Consider the following 15305-nt stretch of genomic DNA (forward strand, 5'->3'; position numbering starts at 1 on the left):
CCATTCGTCGGTAATGCGTTCCTGGAGATTCATATTTGCGATGACAGTGCGTATTGCACTTCAACGCGGTATATCGATCACGCCATCTAGACGCCGATTCATGCTTTCCAGCGTGTTGGCGAGCTCGCGTTCGTACATGGCCTGCTGCTCGCGCAGCTGCTGCAACTCATGCGCCAGATTCAACGCGGCCAGCACCGCGACCCGATCCACCGCCGCCATGCGGTTGCTGCCGCGGATCTCGCGCATGCGCAGATCCAGCAGGCGCGCGGCGGCGGTGAGGCTCTCGCGTTCCTCGGCGGTGACGCCCACCGTGTATTCACGATCCAGAATACGGACGCTGACCGGCTCATTGCTCACGTGTGCTGCTCCAGTGACTTCAATCGCACGATCATGGCTTCCACGCGCGAGCGTGCCTGTTCGTTCTTGGTCAGCAGCTGCGCGCGCTCGCCGATCAACTGTTCCTGTTGGTGGCGCAGGCTGCGGTTTTCGTCGGTGAGCCGCTGGGTGCGCTCCACCAACGCCTCCACACGGGCGGCGAGTGCGCGGAGCTGGGCGAGGGCGGCGGCGTTGTCCATCCGCCCACGATAGGGGCGCGTGCGCGCACCGGTCAAGCGCCTGCATGCGCTGGCCGTAAACGCCGCAAGCGCAGCCGCCGCAAGGGCTGGCGCAGTGTTGACGGCCCACCCGGCGCACTGCGTGGAACGCTGCATGGAACATGGCAGTGGGGCGAGCGGCGGGTGCCTTGGTACACTGGGCAGTCATATCGCCGGCCCTGGGCCGGCATCTTTTCGACTCAGCCTGGATGACCTGATGGATCTGCCCGATGTAGCCGCTGTGCAACACGAAAGTCGCCAGTTGGACCTGGCTTCCTCCGCGGCGGAATTGCATGGCGGCCTGTGCGGCTGGCTGTCCGGCGGCGGCGCCGACAGTGCCGACTGGCTGGCGCGCATCCTGGCCGACACCGCGCAGGTTGCCCCCACGCAGGGCGGCGCCCTGGACCAGATGCGGCAGGCCACCGTGGCGCAGCTGGAAGACCGCGACTTTGCCTTCGAACTGCTGCTGACCGAAGACGGCGCGCCGCTGCCGGCCCGCACCGATGCGCTGTTCGACTGGTGCCGCGCGTTTCTGGGCGGGTTTGGCCTGGCTGCGCAGCAGCGCCCGGCACTGTCCGAAGAAGGCGAAGAAGCGCTGCAGGATCTGGCCCGGCTCGCGCAGGCGTCCAGCGACGACTTCGATACCGCCGAGGAAGACGACACCGCCCTGGCCGAGATCGAGGAATTCGTGCGCGTGGCGGTGCTGTTGCTGCATGGCGACTGCGTGATGGGGCCGCGCTTTCGCCAACGCCTGAACTGACCGCCGCACGATATGAAGAAGCTCACCGGCATTGGCGCGGCCGAGTACGCGCGCCGACGCAAGCAGCTCATGCAGATGGCCGGCGAGCAGGCCATCCTGATCCTGCCGGCGGCACCGGAGCGGGTGCGCAGCCACGACACCCATTACCCGTACCGGCAGGATTCGGATTTCTGGTACCTGAGCGGGTTTCCGGAACCGGAGGCGGTGCTGGTGCTGGTGCCAGGGCGCAAGCACGGTGAGGCAATCCTGTTCTGCCGCGAGCGCGATGCCGAGCGCGAAGCCTGGGACGGCCCGCGCGCGGGCCAGGAAGGCGCGGTGGCGCAGTACGGCATGGACGATGCGTACCCCATCGACGATGTCGACGAGATCCTGCCCGGCCTGCTGGAAGGACGCAGCCGCGTCTACTACCACTTCGGCCGCGATGTGGATTTCGATCTCAAGCTGATCGGCTGGCTCAAGCGGGTGCGCGAGCAGGTGCGCCATGGCGCGCAACCGCCGCATGAATTCCTGGAGTTGGGGCATCTGCTGCACGAGCAGCGCCTGTTCAAGTCACGCGACGAGATCGCATTGATGCAGCAGGCCGCCGACATCAGCGTGCGTGCGCATCGCGCGGCGATGCAGTTGGTACGCCCGGGCGTGCACGAATATCAACTGCAGGCCGAGATCGAACGCGAATTCCGCGCCGCCGATGCGTGGCCGGCGTACGGCAGTATTGTCGGCACCGGCAGCAATGCCTGCGTGCTGCATTACCGCGCCAACAACGCGCGCAGCCGCGATGGTGAGCTGGTGCTGGTGGACGCCGGCGCCGAATACCGCGGCTATGCGGCTGACATCACCCGCACCTTTCCGGTCAACGGCCGCTTCAGCGCGGCGCAGCGTGCCCTGCACGATCTGGTCGGCGCCGCGCAGGCGGCCGCCCTGGCGCAGGCACAACCGGGCATTGCCTATGAGGCCGGTCACCTGGCGGCGGTGCAGGCACTGACCGAAGGGTTGCTGCGCCTGGGGCTGCTCAAAGGCACGCTGGAGCGCAACCTTGCCGAAGGTCACTACAAGCGGTTTTATCGGCACAAGACCGGCCATTGGCTTGGCCTGGATGTGCATGACGTTGGCGAGTATCGCCTTGCGGGCGAGTCGCGCCTGCTGGAGCCGGGCATGGTGTTCACCATCGAGCCTGGGTTGTATGTCTCGGCCGACGATACGAGCGTGGAAGCCAAGTGGCGCGGCATCGGTATCCGCACCGAAGACAACGTGCTGATCACCGCCGACGGCCACCGCGTGCTCACAGATGCGCTTGCGCGCAGCGCCGACGAGATTGAAGCGGAGATGGCTGGCCTCCGCGTGTAGTTGCTGACGGATCGATCGTCAGGAGCGCCAGCCGCCTTGCCGTCAGCATCCTCACAGAGACGCTGGACGCGTGGCATGGCCATGCATCACCACAAGCGCTTAGTAGGCCGGCGCAACGTACATGCATTCAAGATGCGCGATGGGCGTGATGCCTCGGGGCCAGTGTGCGTCCAAAGCAGCGCGTGTGCGGTCTCGATGTGACCGTGCCTGGCGCGCCGCAAGGACAGCGCGCCGCCGGTTTCATTGACCCAGCTGCGGCGTCTGCGTGCGTTCTGGCTGTTGCAGCGCCTCGCCAGGTGCAGCGATCTGCCGCGCACGCTCGAAGGACTGTTCCTCGGGCGTAGCCAGTGCCTGCTCGGTTTTCATGTGCGCGCGCAGATGTGCCGGGTTGGCGGGGTCGCCCTGCACCACGAACACGTTTTCGCCGCCGTGCACGCCGGTCCTGTTCGCTTCGCTCATCAGCACGTAATCCACGCGCGACAGCCCGCCTTCTTTGGCCAGTGGCAACAAGGCAGCGGTCAGTCGCGCACTGGTCTGGTCTGGCGCGCGCCCGTGCGCGGCGTCGATCCCATGCACGCCGCGTTCGATCTGCTGGTACATCGGGTGGTCGGGGTGCGAGGTCTGGCGTGGATCGTTCATGGCGATGCTCCGTGCTGTCCAGTGCGAATCAGGGTGCGGCAAACACCGGGCGGGTCAGGTTTTCCGGTGCGCCGTCGGTGCAGACCACTTCGTCTTCGATACGGATGCCGCCGTACGGCGCGAACTGCGCCACGCGGTCCCAGTTCACGCTGGCGGCATGGCCATTTTTCTTGACCTCGTCCAGCAACATGTCGATGAAGTACACGCCGGGCTCGATGGTGACCACCATGCCCGGTTCGAGCATGCGGGTCAGGCGCAGATACGGGTGGCCGTCCGGGCGCTCGATGCGCCCGCCGCGATCGCTGGCTGCAAACCCGGCCACGTCATGCACCTGCAGGCCGATCAGATGGCCCAGGCCATGCGGGAAGAATGCGGCGCTGACGCCGGTGGCCAGCGCGGCTTCGGGCGAAACGGTAATGATGCCGAAGTCGTGCAGGATGCCCATCAGCGACAGGTGCGCGTCCACATGCAGTTGCTTGTAATCCACGCCGGCACGCACCGCATTGCCCATGCGCAGCTGCGCGGCATCCACCGCATCGATCAGCGCCTGGAACTCGCTGCCGGCGTCGGCGGCGTAGGTGCGGGTAATGTCGCTGGCATAGCCATGCGCCGAGGCGCCGGCATCGATCAGAAAGCTGCGCAGTGGCTGCGGCGCCTGCCGGCCGAGTTCGGTGTAGTGCAGCACCGCACCGTGTTCGTTGAGCGCGATGATGTTGCCGTACGGCAATTCGTTGGCGTCCTGGCCGACTGCGCTGCAATACGCCATGTGGATGCCGAACTCGCTCTGGCCCGCGCGGAACGCAGCCTCGGCGGCGCGGTGGCCACGCACCGCCAACTGCTGCGCCAGCCGCATCACCGCCAGTTCGTACGGTGTCTTGAAGGCGCGTTGATAGTCCAGGAAGTCGAGCACCGCGGCCGGGTTGTTGGGCACGCACGCGCCCAGCGCACTGGCGGCCTCGCCCAGGATGGCGCAGCGCTCGGTGCGGGCGGGCAGCAGCGGCAATGCGGCCTCCGGCGTGCGGATGATGTGGATGTCGCAGTGCTCCACCCACCAGCCGCTGGGCGCATCGGGCACCACGTGCCAGTAGTCGAACGGCTGATAGAAAATCACCGTCGGCCGCTTGCCGGGCGTGTAGACCAGCCAGCTGTGCGGCATGCGGGTAAGCGGCACCCAGGCCTTGAACTGCGGATTGACCGCAAACGGGTAGTCGCGGTCGTCGAACAGCTGGTAATGCGTGGTGCCGCTGGGAATGACCAGATGATCGAAGCCGCCACGCTGCAGCGCCTGGTCGGCGCGCGCGGTGAGCGTGCGCAGGTGGTCGGAATACAGGACGCTCAGGGATGGCTGGGTCATACGGGCTCGATCGCGTTGCAAGGCAATGCGCAATTTTGCCGCAATCGTTGTGAGGCTGTCCTGGTGCGGCGAGCGTGAGCTGCGCTGGGGAAGTTGGTTGCGTGCTGCCGCCAGCGTGGATCTGCCTGCCGCGACCCGCTCACCTGCGGCGTTGCAATTCTGCGCGAACGCGGCGGGCGTCGTCACGCCCCTGGGCGCTAGACCAGATGCTCTTCCGCAATCCAGGCGCGCAGGCGTTGGCGGTGCGGCTCGGACATGGTCAGGAAACGGAAGCCAGCCCAGGCCTGGCCTGGTGCGTGGGCCGCCTCGGACCACAGCAGGTGCACGCCGACATCGATTTCGGTGGCGCGGCCGGCGCGCTCGGGTAGGGCGAACCGCAGCTGATACAGCGCATCGTCGTGCAGCGGTACCGAAGCCAGCAGCAGCATGCCGGTTTCCGAAACATTGCCCAGCCGGCCGATCTGCGCCTCGCTGAGCATGTCGGTAACCGGCACCAGGTCGGTCGGCTGGCGGCGTGGGGCGCGGCGGGTGTCCTGGATCATGCGCGCGCCTCTGTGTCCGCTGCAGTGGATTGGCCGGCCAGCGTGCGCAGCGTGCGCACAGTGGCGTGCCAGGCGCGATCGATCAGCCGCGATTTTTCTTCGACCAGCAAACGCACCTGGCCGGCGGCCATTAGCCGTGCCAGGCCGTCGAGCGAATGGTCGGCCACTTTCTGCCCGCGTTGATTGACGAACAGCGCGTGGTCGGTCATCGGGCTGTACCAGGACAGCCGCTGCCGGCGCAGATCGCCTTGCTGATTGACCACGAACTCGAACCAGGTGCCGAACGGCAGGCTGCGCAGCTGCGTGTAGCAGGCTTCTTCCTCCGGGGAACGCGGCACTGCGTTCTGCTTGCGCCCCGCGCTGTCGCCTTGATCGCCCAGGCGCGTGCGGGCCTTGAGCTTGGCGGTCAATTCGGTGCGCGAGGTCAGCGCGTCCTCGCCGCCGGGCGTGGAAAGGCGGCGCGCAATCGCCGCCGCTTCATCGCCGTGGTAGCCCACCTGCAACAGCGCGGCTTCCACCTCGCTGCCCAGCGCGGTATCGGTGGGTTGATCCTTGGTGCGGCAGGTGACCTCGGCGATCCGGGCGGTCAGCGCCTGGCGCTCGTCCCATTCCGGCGACTGCTCGCCCTGGCGCAGCAGGGTGAGCGTGAGCACATCCGACCAGGCCTGGCGTAGTAGCGATTGCACAAAGCGCGGAGGCGGAGCCGCGTCCTCGCAGACCTGTTCGATACGCGCCTGCGCCTGCTGCTTGGCCGATTCCAGCCGTTCCTTGCCGCGTGCGGCGTCCACATGCCGCCGCTCGGCCACCTCGGCCTTGCGGGCCAGCGTGCGCAGATGGCTCTGGATGTCCTCGTTGGCGGCGGCGAACACCGCCTCATCGCCCTGGTAGGTATGCACGATGCTGGCGACCGCAGTGCCCAGCTTCTGCAGCAGTTGCGGGTCGACGTCATCTTCGCCCAGCCACACGGCGCCGGACTCGGCCACGGTGTTGAGCAACTCGCGCACCGGGTGCTGGTCGCGCACGAAGAAATGCGCATCGGCCAACGCGGCGCGCACGACCGGTACCTGCAACTTGGCCAACAACGCCTGCGCCGGGGTCTGCTCACGCACCTCGCGCTGCATCTGTGCGTAGAGCAGGCCGAGCAGGTCGAAGGTGTCAGTCTCCTGCGCCGACAGCGCAGCCTGCGGCCCGTGCTGGGTACGCAGTACGTCCAACAGCTGGCGCTGGATTGCCTCGATGCCGGCCGGTGCAGCGGTCGACGCGGCGGCAGGCGCAGCGATGGCACCTTGCAGGCTGGCCAGTGCCGCGTTGAGCGCGGCCTTGGGCACGGCGGTAGCAGGCGGCTGCGCGCTGGCGGAGTGCCCCGCGGCCGCCGCTGCGGCGGTCATGACGCCTGGCTGCGCGAGCGATGACGAGGGCGTTTGCACATTGCCCGCCTGCGCTGCGCCCGCCTGGCCCTGGCGCGCGGACGACATCAGCCCGCCGAGCGCCTGCACCGCATCGGCCAGCGCCGGTGTGGTCGCTTGATCCTGCGCTGCAATCGATGCCGGCGACGACGCTGCGGACGGTTCAATCAAGGCGCTCTGCCAGGCGGTCGGCGCGGCCTGGCCGCTCCACCCGGTGGCTGGCCGTGACGCCGGCGTGCGCTTGCCCGCGCCCACGTCCTTGGTCATGCCCTGCGCAGCAGGAGCGGACCGGCGGCTTTGCACCTGTGTCGGCTTGACCAGATAGGGGTGATAGATCAGCCCCGGCAGGATGCCTTCGTGGGCCAGCGTGGCGTTGATGCGCTCGAACAGATCGCCCAGGCGCTCGATCACCTGGCGTTCGAACACGCGATACAACGTGAGCTGGCCATCCAGACTCAGGCCCAGCGTCTCACCGCAGTGGCGCAATACCCGGCACAAGGCCCAGGGACCCAACGGCACCGCTTCCAGTTCGAATTCCGGCACCGCGCCGACCACCGCCAAGCGCTGCGCCAGCAACTGCAACACACCGGCACGTCGCGCGGTTTCGCGGCGCGCGATGACGTTGAGCACGATGTCGCGATCGATGTCGGTGTCTTCCACCAGCGTCAACATCTGCGGATGCGTGGGCGCGTCGGCCACTGGCGCAGCGGCCTTGGGCGCGCGCAGTTCGGCCAGCGCCTGCGCCAGGTGGTGCAGGAACGCCTGCGGAAACCGCTCCACATGCTCGCGCAACCCGCGCATCTGCGCATACGCCTCGGCCTGCTGCTGGCTGTTACGGGCGAATTCGGCCTGGTGCAGCAGTTCGCGCTCCAGCTCGACAATGGTCAGTCGCAGCGGGCCGCCCAGGGTTTGCGCGCATTGCGCATGCACGGCGGCCAGCAGGCGGCGGCCACGCGCAGACACCGGGGCGTCGGCAATCGGGCCGGTGAGGGCGTGCGGCAGGGAAGAAGCGGGCGTGGACATCCGTGCAGGGCTCGTTTCGAAGCGTGAGCTATGTAGCACGTTTCGCCAGCGACCGCCCGCGTCCGGCTCAGGGCAGGAACAGCTCCACCACATCGTTGGTGAAGCGCCGGCCCAGCTCGGTCGGCACGATGCGGCCATGCTGTTCGACCAGCCAGCCCTGCGCCATTGCGCGTGCCAGCGGTGCCTGCAGCACCTGCGCCGGCAGACCGGTGCAGGCTTCGAAATCACTCAGCCGGAAGCCTTCATGCAAGCGCAGCAGGTTGAGCATGTATTCGAACGGCAGCCGCGCGGCAGGCACGTGCTCATCGCCGCCGATCGCTGCTGCGCTGCCGGCACTGGCCAGATAACTCTGCGGATGCTTGTGCTTCCAGCGCCGCAACACCTGTTGCTCGGCACCGGAACTGATCTTGCCGTGCGCGCCGGCACCAATGCCGAGATAGTCGCCAAACCGCCAGTAATTGAGGTTGTGCGCGCACTGCCGCCCGGGCCGGGCGTAGGCGCTGACCTCGTACTGCGCATAGCCGGCCGCAGCGAGCAGGCGTTGGCAGTGCTCCTGCATGTCCCAGGCGTCGTCGTCGTCGGGAATGCCTTGCGGCGGGCGCGCGAAGAACACCGTGTTGGGTTCCAGCGTGAGCTGGTAATGCGACAGGTGCGTGGGTTGCAGGGCGAAGGCGCGCTCCAGATCGTGCTCGGCCTGCGCCAGCGTCTGCTCGGGCAGCGCGTACATCAGGTCGATGTTGAAGTTGTCGTAGCCGGCGTCCTGCGCCAGCTTGATCGCGCGCTCGGCTTCGGCGCTGTCATGGATGCGCCCCAGGCGCTGCAATGCCGCATCGTCGAAACTCTGCACGCCGAAGCTCAACCGGTTGACCCCGGCCGCACGGTACCCGTCGAAGCGCCCGTGCTCGGCGGTCCCGGGATTGGTTTCCAGGGTGATTTCCAGATTAGGCGCAAAGCGCAGGCGCGCGGCGGCGGCCTGCAGGAAGCGATCGATCGCTTCGGGCGGAAACAGGCTGGGCGTGCCGCCGCCGAAGAACACCGAGTGCACCACGCGGCCCCACACCAGCGGCAGGTCCGCATCCAGGTCGCGGATCAGCGCATCCACGTAGTCGTCGAACGGCAGCGCGCCCTTGGCCGCATGCGAATTGAAATCGCAGTACGGGCATTTGCGCACGCACCAGGGCAGGTGCACGTACAGCGCGAGCGGCGGTGGGATCAGGTCGGGCACAGCGGCGTGTCGTGGATCAAAGTGACAGGGCGTGCAGCTTGTGCTGCAGCGTGGCCAGCGCTACTGCGCGGTGGCTCAGGCGGTTCTTCAGCGCGGTGTCCATCTCGGCTGCGGTCAGGCCGTGCACCGGGTCCAGGAACACCGGGTTGTAGCCGAAGCCGCCGGTGCCGCGCGGTGCGGTGGTGATCACGCCTTCCCAGCTGCCTTCGGCGATCAGCGGTTGCGGATCTTCCGGGTGGCGCAGCAGCACGATCACCGCATAAAACCGCGCGCTGCGGCGCTCGGCCGGGATCTCGCGCATGGCTTCGAGCAGTTTTGCGTTGTTGGCGTTGGCATCGGTCGGGCTGCCCGCGTAGCGCGCGCTGTACAAACCGGGCGCACCGCCGAGTGCATCGACGATCAACCCGGAGTCGTCGGCCAGTGCCGGCAAACCGGTCACCGCGCTGGCGTGGCGTGCCTTGATCAAGGCGTTCTCGACGAAGGTGAGCCCGGTTTCGGGCACATCCTCCACGCCGAGCTCGCCTTGCGCCACGATCTGCAATGGCAGATCGGCGAGCATGGCGCGCAGTTCTTCCAGCTTGCCGGCATTGCCGCTGGCCAGGACCAGGTGTTTCATTGCTTGGGCTCCAGCAGATCCCACTTGGTGCCGTACAGGTCGCGGAACACGGCCACGGTGCCATACGGTTCTTCGCGCGGGGTTTCCAGAAATTCCACGCCAAACGCCTGCATCGCAGCGTGGTCGCGCCAGAAGTCGTCGGTGTAGAGGAAATGATCCACACGCCCGCCGGTCTGGTCGCCGATCCGCGCTTGCTGCGCGGCGTCGGCCGGCTGCGCGAGCAGCAAGCCGGCGTCCTGCGTGCTGCCCGGGCCGATCACCACCCAACGTTTGCCCTCGCCGAGCGCGCGGTCTTCCAGCACCTGGAAGCCCAGTGCGCCGGTGTACCAGGCAATCGCCGCGTCGTAATCGGCAACCAGCAAGGTGGTCAGGGCAATGCGGCGCCTCATCCGGCGAGTGCGGCGCGTTGCAGTGCGAACAATTCGCCCACGCCCTTTTCGGCGAGTGCGAGCAGAGCGTTGAGTTCGTCACGGCGGAAGGCATGGCCTTCGGCGGTGCCCTGCAACTCGATGAAGCCGCCACCGTCGTTCATCACCACATTCATGTCGGTATCGCAGTCGCTGTCTTCCGGGTAATCCAGATCCAGCACCGGCTCGCCGCGGTAGATACCCACCGACACCGCAGCCACTGCGCCGATCAGCGGATGCTTCTTGATGTCGCCACGCTTGAGCAGCAGGTTCACCGCGTCGGCCAGCGCCACGTAAGCACCGGTGATGGCGGCGGTACGGGTACCGCCGTCGGCCTGCAGCACGTCGCAGTCCAGGGTGATGGTGCGTTCGCCCAGTGCATTGCGGTCGACGCAGGCGCGCAGTGCGCGGCCGATCAGGCGCTGGATTTCCAACGTGCGTCCACCCTGCTTGCCGCGCGCGGCTTCGCGGTCGGAGCGGGTGTGGGTGGACCGCGGCAGCATGCCGTATTCGGCAGTGACCCAGCCTTCGCCCTTGCCGCGCAGGAAGTTCGGCACGCGGTTCTCCACGCTGGCGGTGCACAGCACGCGGGTATCGCCGAAGCTGACCAGCACCGAGCCTTCGGCGTGACGGGTGAAGGCGCGTTCGATGCGCACGGGGCGCAGCTGGTCGGCCGTGCGGCCGCTGGGACGGGAGAAAGACATGCGTCGGATCCGGAAGTCGGGAGGTGGTCGTCAGGCCAGTACGCGGCGGGCTGCTACCGGCCGGCATGGCCTGCTAGGGTACCATTCGCGCTTTGCAGGCACTGGACTCACGATGATCCGAAGCATGACCGCGTTCGCCGGCGGCGAACGCATCACGCCATGGGGCACGCTCGGTTGCGAGCTGCGCTCGGTCAACCACCGTTTTCTGGAAGTGGGCGTGCGCCTGCCCGAAGAATTGCGTGCGCTGGAGCCGCTGTTGCGCGAGCGCGTGGCGGCCCGCAACAGCCGCGGCAAGCTGGACCTGGCGCTGCGCCTGCGCGCGCCGGACAGCGGCCAGACCCTGGCCGTCAATGAGGCGCTGCTGCAGGAACTGGGCGCACTCGCCACGCGGCTGGATGCAAGCATGCCCAAGCTGCAGGTGAGCTTCACCGATCTGCTGCAATTGCCCGGCGTGTTGCAGGTGCAGGATGTCGATGCACCGGCGCTGCAGGCGCAGGCGCTGGCGTTGCTGGATGAGGTGGTGTCCGGGTTTGTGGCCGCCCGTGAGCGCGAAGGCGCCAAGCTGGCCGAGGCGATCAGCGAGCGCGTGGATGCCATCGAGCGTATTGCTGGTGAGGTGCGCACGCTGATTCCGGTGATCCGCGAAGGCCAACGCGCCAAATTGGCGGCCCGCCTGGCCGATCTGCCGCATCCGGTGGACCCGGGCCGCGCCGAGCAGGAACTGGTGCTGTGGCTGCAAAAGCTCGATGTGGATGAAGAGTTGGACCGCCTGTCCAGCCACATCGGCGAGATCCGGCGCGTGCTCAAGCAGTCCGAGCCGGTCGGGCGGCGCCTGGATTTCCTGCTGCAGGAATTCAACCGCGAAGCCAATACCCTGGGCTCCAAATCGGTGGACAGCCGCACCTCCAACGCAGCGGTGGACCTGAAGGTGCTGATCGACCAGATCCGCGAACAGGTGCAGAACATCGAGTAGCCGGAAATAGGCAATCGGGAATGGGGAATCGTCAAAGCAGGTACGATTCCCCACGGCCTGCATGCCTGGCGCGGCGCCCCATTCCCTATTCCCGACTCTCGATTCCCTAAAATGCGCGGCACCCTCTATATCGTTGCGGCCCCTTCCGGTGCCGGCAAGAGCAGCATCGTCAACGCCACCCTGGCGCGTGATCCCAAGATCGCCTTGTCGATCTCGTTCACTTCGCGCGCGCCGCGGCCGGGCGAACGGCATGCCGAGCACTACCATTTCGTCTCCGCCGACGAGTTCCAGGGCATGATCGAAGCCGGTGACTTCTTCGAGTACGCGCTGGTGCATGGCGACTGGAAAGGCACCGCGCGGCAGTCGGCGGAGCCGCAGTTGGCCGCCGGGCACGACGTGCTGCTGGAGATCGATTGGCAGGGCGCGCGCCAGGTGCGGCAGAAGGTGCCGGACGCGGTCAGCGTGTTCATCCTGCCGCCGTCGCGCCAGGCTTTGGACGAGCGCATGCGCAAGCGCGGGCAGGACAGCGAGGACGTGATGGCGCAACGCCTGGCCGCCGCCCGCGAGGAAATGCTGCATTTCGAGGAATTCGACTACGTGATCATCAACGAGACCTTCGACACCGCGGTGTCGGAAATGTGCGCCATCTTCACCGCCAGCCGGCTGCGTCGGCAGGCGCAGCAGCAACGCCATGCCGGGCTGATCCAGGCGTTGCTGGACTGAATCTGCCAGCTAACGGCAGGGCACCGCGTGGTGCCGGGCCGCTGCTCGTCGCATCGGACTGGGCGCAGCAGGCAGCGCCAACGCGCACCGCAGCGTGACACGGCAGCGGCCGCAAGCCGCCCCAAGCGGCTGATTCCAAAGGAAACTGAATAAGCGCCGGTTGCCGCCACCGCGGCCCGGGCGTACACTCCGCCACCTTTCCCTCATTCGATGCGCGGCCGTTGCTGGTCGCCGGGAGCCCGCATGGCCCGCATTACCGTAGAAGATTGCCTGGAAGTCGTGAACAACCGTTTTGAGCTGGTCATGATGGCCTCCAAGCGTGCGCGTCAGCTCGCCAACGGCGTGCAGCCGCTGATCGAGAACGCCGACGCCAGCGACAAGCCCACCGTGATGGCGCTGCGCGAAATCGCCGCACGCCGGATCGACAATGCACTGATCGATGAAGTCGAGAAGGCCGAGCGCGAGCGCGCCGAGCGCGAAGCCCTGGAATGGGCCGCCGCCGAAGTGGTCGCCGACGAAGACATGTCCAAGAACGACGACTGATCCAGGCGCGCGATCGCCTGCATCGTTGCGATCGATCCAAGCAGCCCGCCTTCGCGGGCTGTTTTCGTTTTGACCGTGTGTGCAGTGAGTAAGTGCATGCAACCGTTTGCCGTCACTGCCGCGCTGGCATAGTCTTCCGGCATGAACCCAGGCCCCACTGCCCAGGCGACCGTTGCGACCGCTGCGTCTACCGACACGGCCATTCCCGACTACGTCCTGCACCTCGAACGCGCCGCCAGCTACCTTCCCAAGGAGCAGCTGCCGATCCTGCGCCGTGCGTGGGAAGTTGGCGCCAGCGCGCATGCCGGCCAGACCCGCAAGTCGGGCGAGCCCTACATCACCCATCCGGTTGCCGTGGCCGGTGTGCTGGCCGAGCTCGGCCTGGACATGGAATCGCTGATTGCCGCGATCCTGCACGACACCATCGAAGACACGCCGCTGACGCGCGAAGAACTGGCGTCGGAATTTGGCGAGGCGGTGGCCGAGCTGGTCGATGGCGTCACCAAGCTGGACAAGCTCAAGTTCCGCGACCGCCAGGAAGCGGCGGCGGAAAGTTTCCGCAAGATGTTGCTGGCGATGTCGCGCGACCTGCGCGTGATCATGATCAAGCTGGCTGATCGTCTGCACAACATGCGTACGCTGGGCGCGCAGAGCACCGAAGCGCGCGGCCGCATCGCACGCGAAACGCTGGAAATCTACGCGCCGATCGCCCAGCGTCTGGGCATGAGCCTGATCAAGTCCGAGCTGCAGAACCTGGGCTTCCGCGCGCTGTATCCGTGGCGCCACGCCATCATCGAAAAACACATCCGTAGCCAGCCGGTGGTGCGGCGCGAATCGATGGCGCAGGTGGAGGTGCAGCTGTCGCAGCGGTTGGCCAAGGAAGGGCTGGAGCATCGCCTGGTCAGCCGCATCAAGACGCCCTGGAGCATCTATTCCAAGATGCACGAAGAGAACAAATCCTTCGACCAGGTGATGGATGTGTTCGGCTTTCGCCTGGTGGTGCGCTCGGTGGCCGATTGCTACCACGCACTCGGCGCGGTGCATGCCACCTTCAAACCGCTGGACGGGCGCTTCCGCGATTTCATCGCCATTCCCAAGGCCAACGGGTATCAATCGCTGCACACGGTGCTGTTCGGGCCGTACGGCTCACCGATCGAAGTGCAGATCCGTACCGAAGAGATGGACCTGATCGCCGAGCGCGGCGTGGCTGCGCATTGGACCTACAAGGTTGGCTCGGCGGCGCCCAATAGCGCGCAGAGCCGTGCGCACGACTGGATTGTGGAGCTGATCGATTCGCAACGCGCGGCCGGCTCGTCGCTGGAATTTCTGGACAACGTCAAGGTCGATCTGTTCCCGGACGAGGTCTATCTGTTCACGCCCAAGGGCAAGATCCTGGCGTTGCCGCGCAATTCCACTGCGCTGGATTTTGCCTACGCGGTGCACACCGACGTGGGCAACCGCGCGGTCGCCTCGCGCGTGGACAAGAAGCTGGTGCCGCTGCGCACCAAGCTGGTCAGCGGGCAGGCGGTGGAGATCATCACCGCGCGCTCGGCCACGCCCAAGCCGCAGTGGCTGGAATTCGTGGTCAGCAGCAAGGCGCGTACGGCGATCCGCCACCAGCTCAAGCAGCTCGAACACGAAGACGCAGTGCAGCTCGGCCATCGCATGCTCGACCGCGCGCTGGAAGCGATGGACAGTTCGCTGGAGCGGCTGCCGAAGGGCCGGCTGGATGCGTTTCTCAGCGAGCACCGCTACCCGCGACTGGAGGCCTTGCTGGCCGATGTGGCGCTGGGCAACTGGATGCCCACCCAGGCAGCGCAGGCCTTGATGGCCTACGCCGAGTTGCGCGGCGGCGGGCATTCCAAGCATTCGCACGAAAAGATCCTGATCGATGGCAGCGAGCGTGGCGTGATCAGCTTCGCCAATTGCTGCCAGCCGATTCCCGGCGACGAGATCATGGGCTACCACACCGCCGGCAAGGGCATCGTGGTGCACCGGCTGGATTGCCCCAACCTGGCCGAGCTGCGCAAGTCGCCCGAGCGCTGGGTGCCGATCGACTGGGACTCCAACGTCACCGGCGACTACGACACCGCGCTGGTGGTGGAAGTGGAAAACCGCACGGGCGTGCTCGCGCAGTTGGCTGCGGCGATCGCGCAGAGCCAGTCCAACATCGAGCGGGTGGATTACCTGGACCGCGATTTCAATGCGGCGGTGCTGCGCTTCAACATCCAGGTGCGCGACCGCCGCCATTTGGCCGAAGTGATGCGCCGCCTGCGTCGCCTGCACGTGGTGCAGAGCGTGGGCCGGCAGTAGCCGCGCCCGGCAATGCGCCACGCTTAGAGCGGCTAACAAAACGTAGCGAGCAGCTTCATGTAGGTGCGGACGGCGCGGAGAAACCGGCGTCTACGTAAGTACATGCCGATTCGAGCACCGGCCGCGCCCGCCTGGCGGCT

Annotated in this window: 15 protein-coding genes, 1 other RNA gene and 2 pseudogenes; 6 read left to right on the plus strand and 12 right to left on the minus strand. The window is 66.9% G+C overall.

Annotated features, from left to right (window positions below; translation table 11 throughout):
• Positions 1–60: 60 nt before the first annotated feature.
• Together ACCQ09_RS04475 and ACCQ09_RS04480 are read right to left on the minus strand one after the other, a co-directional pair.
• A complete protein-coding gene (locus tag ACCQ09_RS04475; RefSeq protein ID WP_012437479.1) occupies positions 61–357 on the minus strand; it encodes a cell division protein ZapA in 297 nt (98 codons plus the stop codon).
• Entirely contained in the window at positions 354–575 is a 222-nt protein-coding gene (locus ACCQ09_RS04480) for a TIGR02449 family protein (protein WP_011038363.1), read from the minus strand. The genes ACCQ09_RS04475 and ACCQ09_RS04480 overlap by 4 nt, the downstream gene beginning before the upstream one ends.
• A 235-nt stretch (positions 576–810) precedes the next feature.
• Here ACCQ09_RS04480 and ACCQ09_RS04485 point away from each other — a divergent pair, with 235 nt between their 5' ends.
• Positions 811–1353: a YecA/YgfB family protein gene (locus tag ACCQ09_RS04485; RefSeq protein ID WP_040940720.1), complete on the plus strand. Its 543-nt coding sequence runs from the start codon at positions 811–813 to the stop codon at positions 1351–1353.
• A gap of 12 nt (positions 1354–1365) precedes the next feature.
• Positions 1366–2697 (plus strand): aminopeptidase P N-terminal domain-containing protein, encoded by a 1332-nt coding sequence (locus ACCQ09_RS04490; RefSeq protein ID WP_228427713.1) that lies wholly within the window; start codon positions 1366–1368, stop codon positions 2695–2697.
• 240 nt (positions 2698–2937) lie between these two features.
• Here ACCQ09_RS04490 and ACCQ09_RS04495 read toward each other — a convergent pair whose 3' ends face one another.
• The 9 genes and pseudogenes from ACCQ09_RS04495 to rph form a co-directional block, all read right to left on the minus strand.
• Positions 2938–3336, minus strand: coding sequence for an XVIPCD domain-containing protein (locus ACCQ09_RS04495; protein WP_012437482.1), 399 nt, complete (start codon positions 3334–3336; stop codon positions 2938–2940).
• Between the two features lie 28 nt (positions 3337–3364).
• Complete coding sequence (pepQ, locus tag ACCQ09_RS04500; protein ID WP_012437483.1) at positions 3365–4690, minus strand: Xaa-Pro dipeptidase; 1326 nt, start codon at positions 4688–4690, stop codon at positions 3365–3367.
• Positions 4691–4887: 197 nt separating this feature from the next.
• Complete coding sequence (locus ACCQ09_RS04505) at positions 4888–5232, minus strand: PilZ domain-containing protein (RefSeq protein ID WP_011038358.1); 345 nt, start codon at positions 5230–5232, stop codon at positions 4888–4890.
• A pseudogene (locus ACCQ09_RS04510) lies at positions 5229–6614 on the minus strand (DUF1631 domain-containing protein); the annotation flags it as partial. The gene ACCQ09_RS04505 and the pseudogene ACCQ09_RS04510, both read right to left, overlap by 4 nt.
• A gap of 60 nt (positions 6615–6674) precedes the next feature.
• A pseudogene (locus ACCQ09_RS04515) lies at positions 6675–7661 on the minus strand (DUF1631 family protein); the annotation flags it as partial.
• 67 nt (positions 7662–7728) lie between these two features.
• Positions 7729–8886, minus strand: a complete 1158-nt coding sequence (gene hemW, locus ACCQ09_RS04520) for a radical SAM family heme chaperone HemW (RefSeq protein WP_019237300.1) — start codon at positions 8884–8886, stop codon at positions 7729–7731.
• Positions 8887–8902: 16 nt separating this feature from the next.
• A complete protein-coding gene (gene rdgB, locus ACCQ09_RS04525; RefSeq protein ID WP_040940726.1) occupies positions 8903–9502 on the minus strand; it encodes an RdgB/HAM1 family non-canonical purine NTP pyrophosphatase in 600 nt (199 codons plus the stop codon).
• Positions 9499–9891, minus strand: a complete 393-nt coding sequence (locus tag ACCQ09_RS04530) for a VOC family protein (protein ID WP_116889253.1) — start codon at positions 9889–9891, stop codon at positions 9499–9501. Before ACCQ09_RS04530 ends, rdgB begins: the two co-directional genes overlap by 4 nt.
• Positions 9888–10613 (minus strand): ribonuclease PH, encoded by a 726-nt coding sequence (gene rph, locus ACCQ09_RS04535; protein WP_040940728.1) that lies wholly within the window; start codon positions 10611–10613, stop codon positions 9888–9890. The genes ACCQ09_RS04530 and rph overlap by 4 nt, the downstream gene beginning before the upstream one ends.
• 112 nt (positions 10614–10725) lie before the next feature.
• Here rph and ACCQ09_RS04540 point away from each other — a divergent pair, with 112 nt between their 5' ends.
• The 4 genes from ACCQ09_RS04540 to ACCQ09_RS04555 all read left to right on the plus strand — a co-directional run bounded on the left by ACCQ09_RS04540 (position 10726) and on the right by ACCQ09_RS04555 (position 15165).
• Positions 10726–11586: a YicC/YloC family endoribonuclease gene (locus ACCQ09_RS04540; RefSeq protein WP_042597606.1), complete on the plus strand. Its 861-nt coding sequence runs from the start codon at positions 10726–10728 to the stop codon at positions 11584–11586.
• 111 nt (positions 11587–11697) lie between these two features.
• Positions 11698–12309: a guanylate kinase gene (gene gmk / locus ACCQ09_RS04545; protein ID WP_228427710.1), complete on the plus strand. Its 612-nt coding sequence runs from the start codon at positions 11698–11700 to the stop codon at positions 12307–12309.
• 243 nt (positions 12310–12552) lie between these two features.
• Positions 12553–12852, plus strand: coding sequence for a DNA-directed RNA polymerase subunit omega (gene rpoZ / locus ACCQ09_RS04550; RefSeq protein WP_002812428.1), 300 nt, complete (start codon positions 12553–12555; stop codon positions 12850–12852).
• A 141-nt stretch (positions 12853–12993) separates the two neighbouring features.
• Positions 12994–15165, plus strand: coding sequence for a RelA/SpoT family protein (locus tag ACCQ09_RS04555; protein WP_012437488.1), 2172 nt, complete (start codon positions 12994–12996; stop codon positions 15163–15165).
• A gap of 30 nt (positions 15166–15195) precedes the next feature.
• Here ACCQ09_RS04555 and ACCQ09_RS04560 read toward each other — a convergent pair.
• Positions 15196–15269, minus strand: a non-coding RNA gene (locus ACCQ09_RS04560) — sX9 sRNA.
• Positions 15270–15305 lie beyond the last annotated feature (36 nt).

The sequence above is a fragment of the Xanthomonas sp. NCPPB 2586 genome, assembly GCF_041475775.2.
GTDB lineage: Bacteria > Pseudomonadota > Gammaproteobacteria > Xanthomonadales > Xanthomonadaceae > Xanthomonas > Xanthomonas campestris.

Bases quoted from the DNA above. Each gene is read 5' to 3' on its own strand.
- ACCQ09_RS04480 (WP_011038363.1), bottom strand. From the start codon at position 575: ATGGACAACGCCGCCGCCCTCGCCCAGCTCCGCGCACTCGCCGCCCGT.
- ACCQ09_RS04485 (WP_040940720.1), top strand. From the start codon at position 811: ATGGATCTGCCCGATGTAGCCGCTGTGCAACACGAAAGTCGCCAGTTG.
- ACCQ09_RS04490 (WP_228427713.1), top strand. From the start codon at position 1,366: ATGAAGAAGCTCACCGGCATTGGCGCGGCCGAGTACGCGCGCCGACGC.
- ACCQ09_RS04495 (WP_012437482.1), bottom strand. From the start codon at position 3,336: ATGAACGATCCACGCCAGACCTCGCACCCCGACCACCCGATGTACCAG.
- pepQ (WP_012437483.1), bottom strand. From the start codon at position 4,690: ATGACCCAGCCATCCCTGAGCGTCCTGTATTCCGACCACCTGCGCACG.
- ACCQ09_RS04505 (WP_011038358.1), bottom strand. From the start codon at position 5,232: ATGATCCAGGACACCCGCCGCGCCCCACGCCGCCAGCCGACCGACCTG.
- rdgB (WP_040940726.1), bottom strand. From the start codon at position 9,502: ATGAAACACCTGGTCCTGGCCAGCGGCAATGCCGGCAAGCTGGAAGAA.
- ACCQ09_RS04530 (WP_116889253.1), bottom strand. From the start codon at position 9,891: ATGAGGCGCCGCATTGCCCTGACCACCTTGCTGGTTGCCGATTACGAC.
- rph (WP_040940728.1), bottom strand. From the start codon at position 10,613: ATGTCTTTCTCCCGTCCCAGCGGCCGCACGGCCGACCAGCTGCGCCCC.
- ACCQ09_RS04540 (WP_042597606.1), top strand. From the start codon at position 10,726: ATGATCCGAAGCATGACCGCGTTCGCCGGCGGCGAACGCATCACGCCA.
- gmk (WP_228427710.1), top strand. From the start codon at position 11,698: ATGCGCGGCACCCTCTATATCGTTGCGGCCCCTTCCGGTGCCGGCAAG.
- rpoZ (WP_002812428.1), top strand. From the start codon at position 12,553: ATGGCCCGCATTACCGTAGAAGATTGCCTGGAAGTCGTGAACAACCGT.
- ACCQ09_RS04555 (WP_012437488.1), top strand. From the start codon at position 12,994: ATGAACCCAGGCCCCACTGCCCAGGCGACCGTTGCGACCGCTGCGTCT.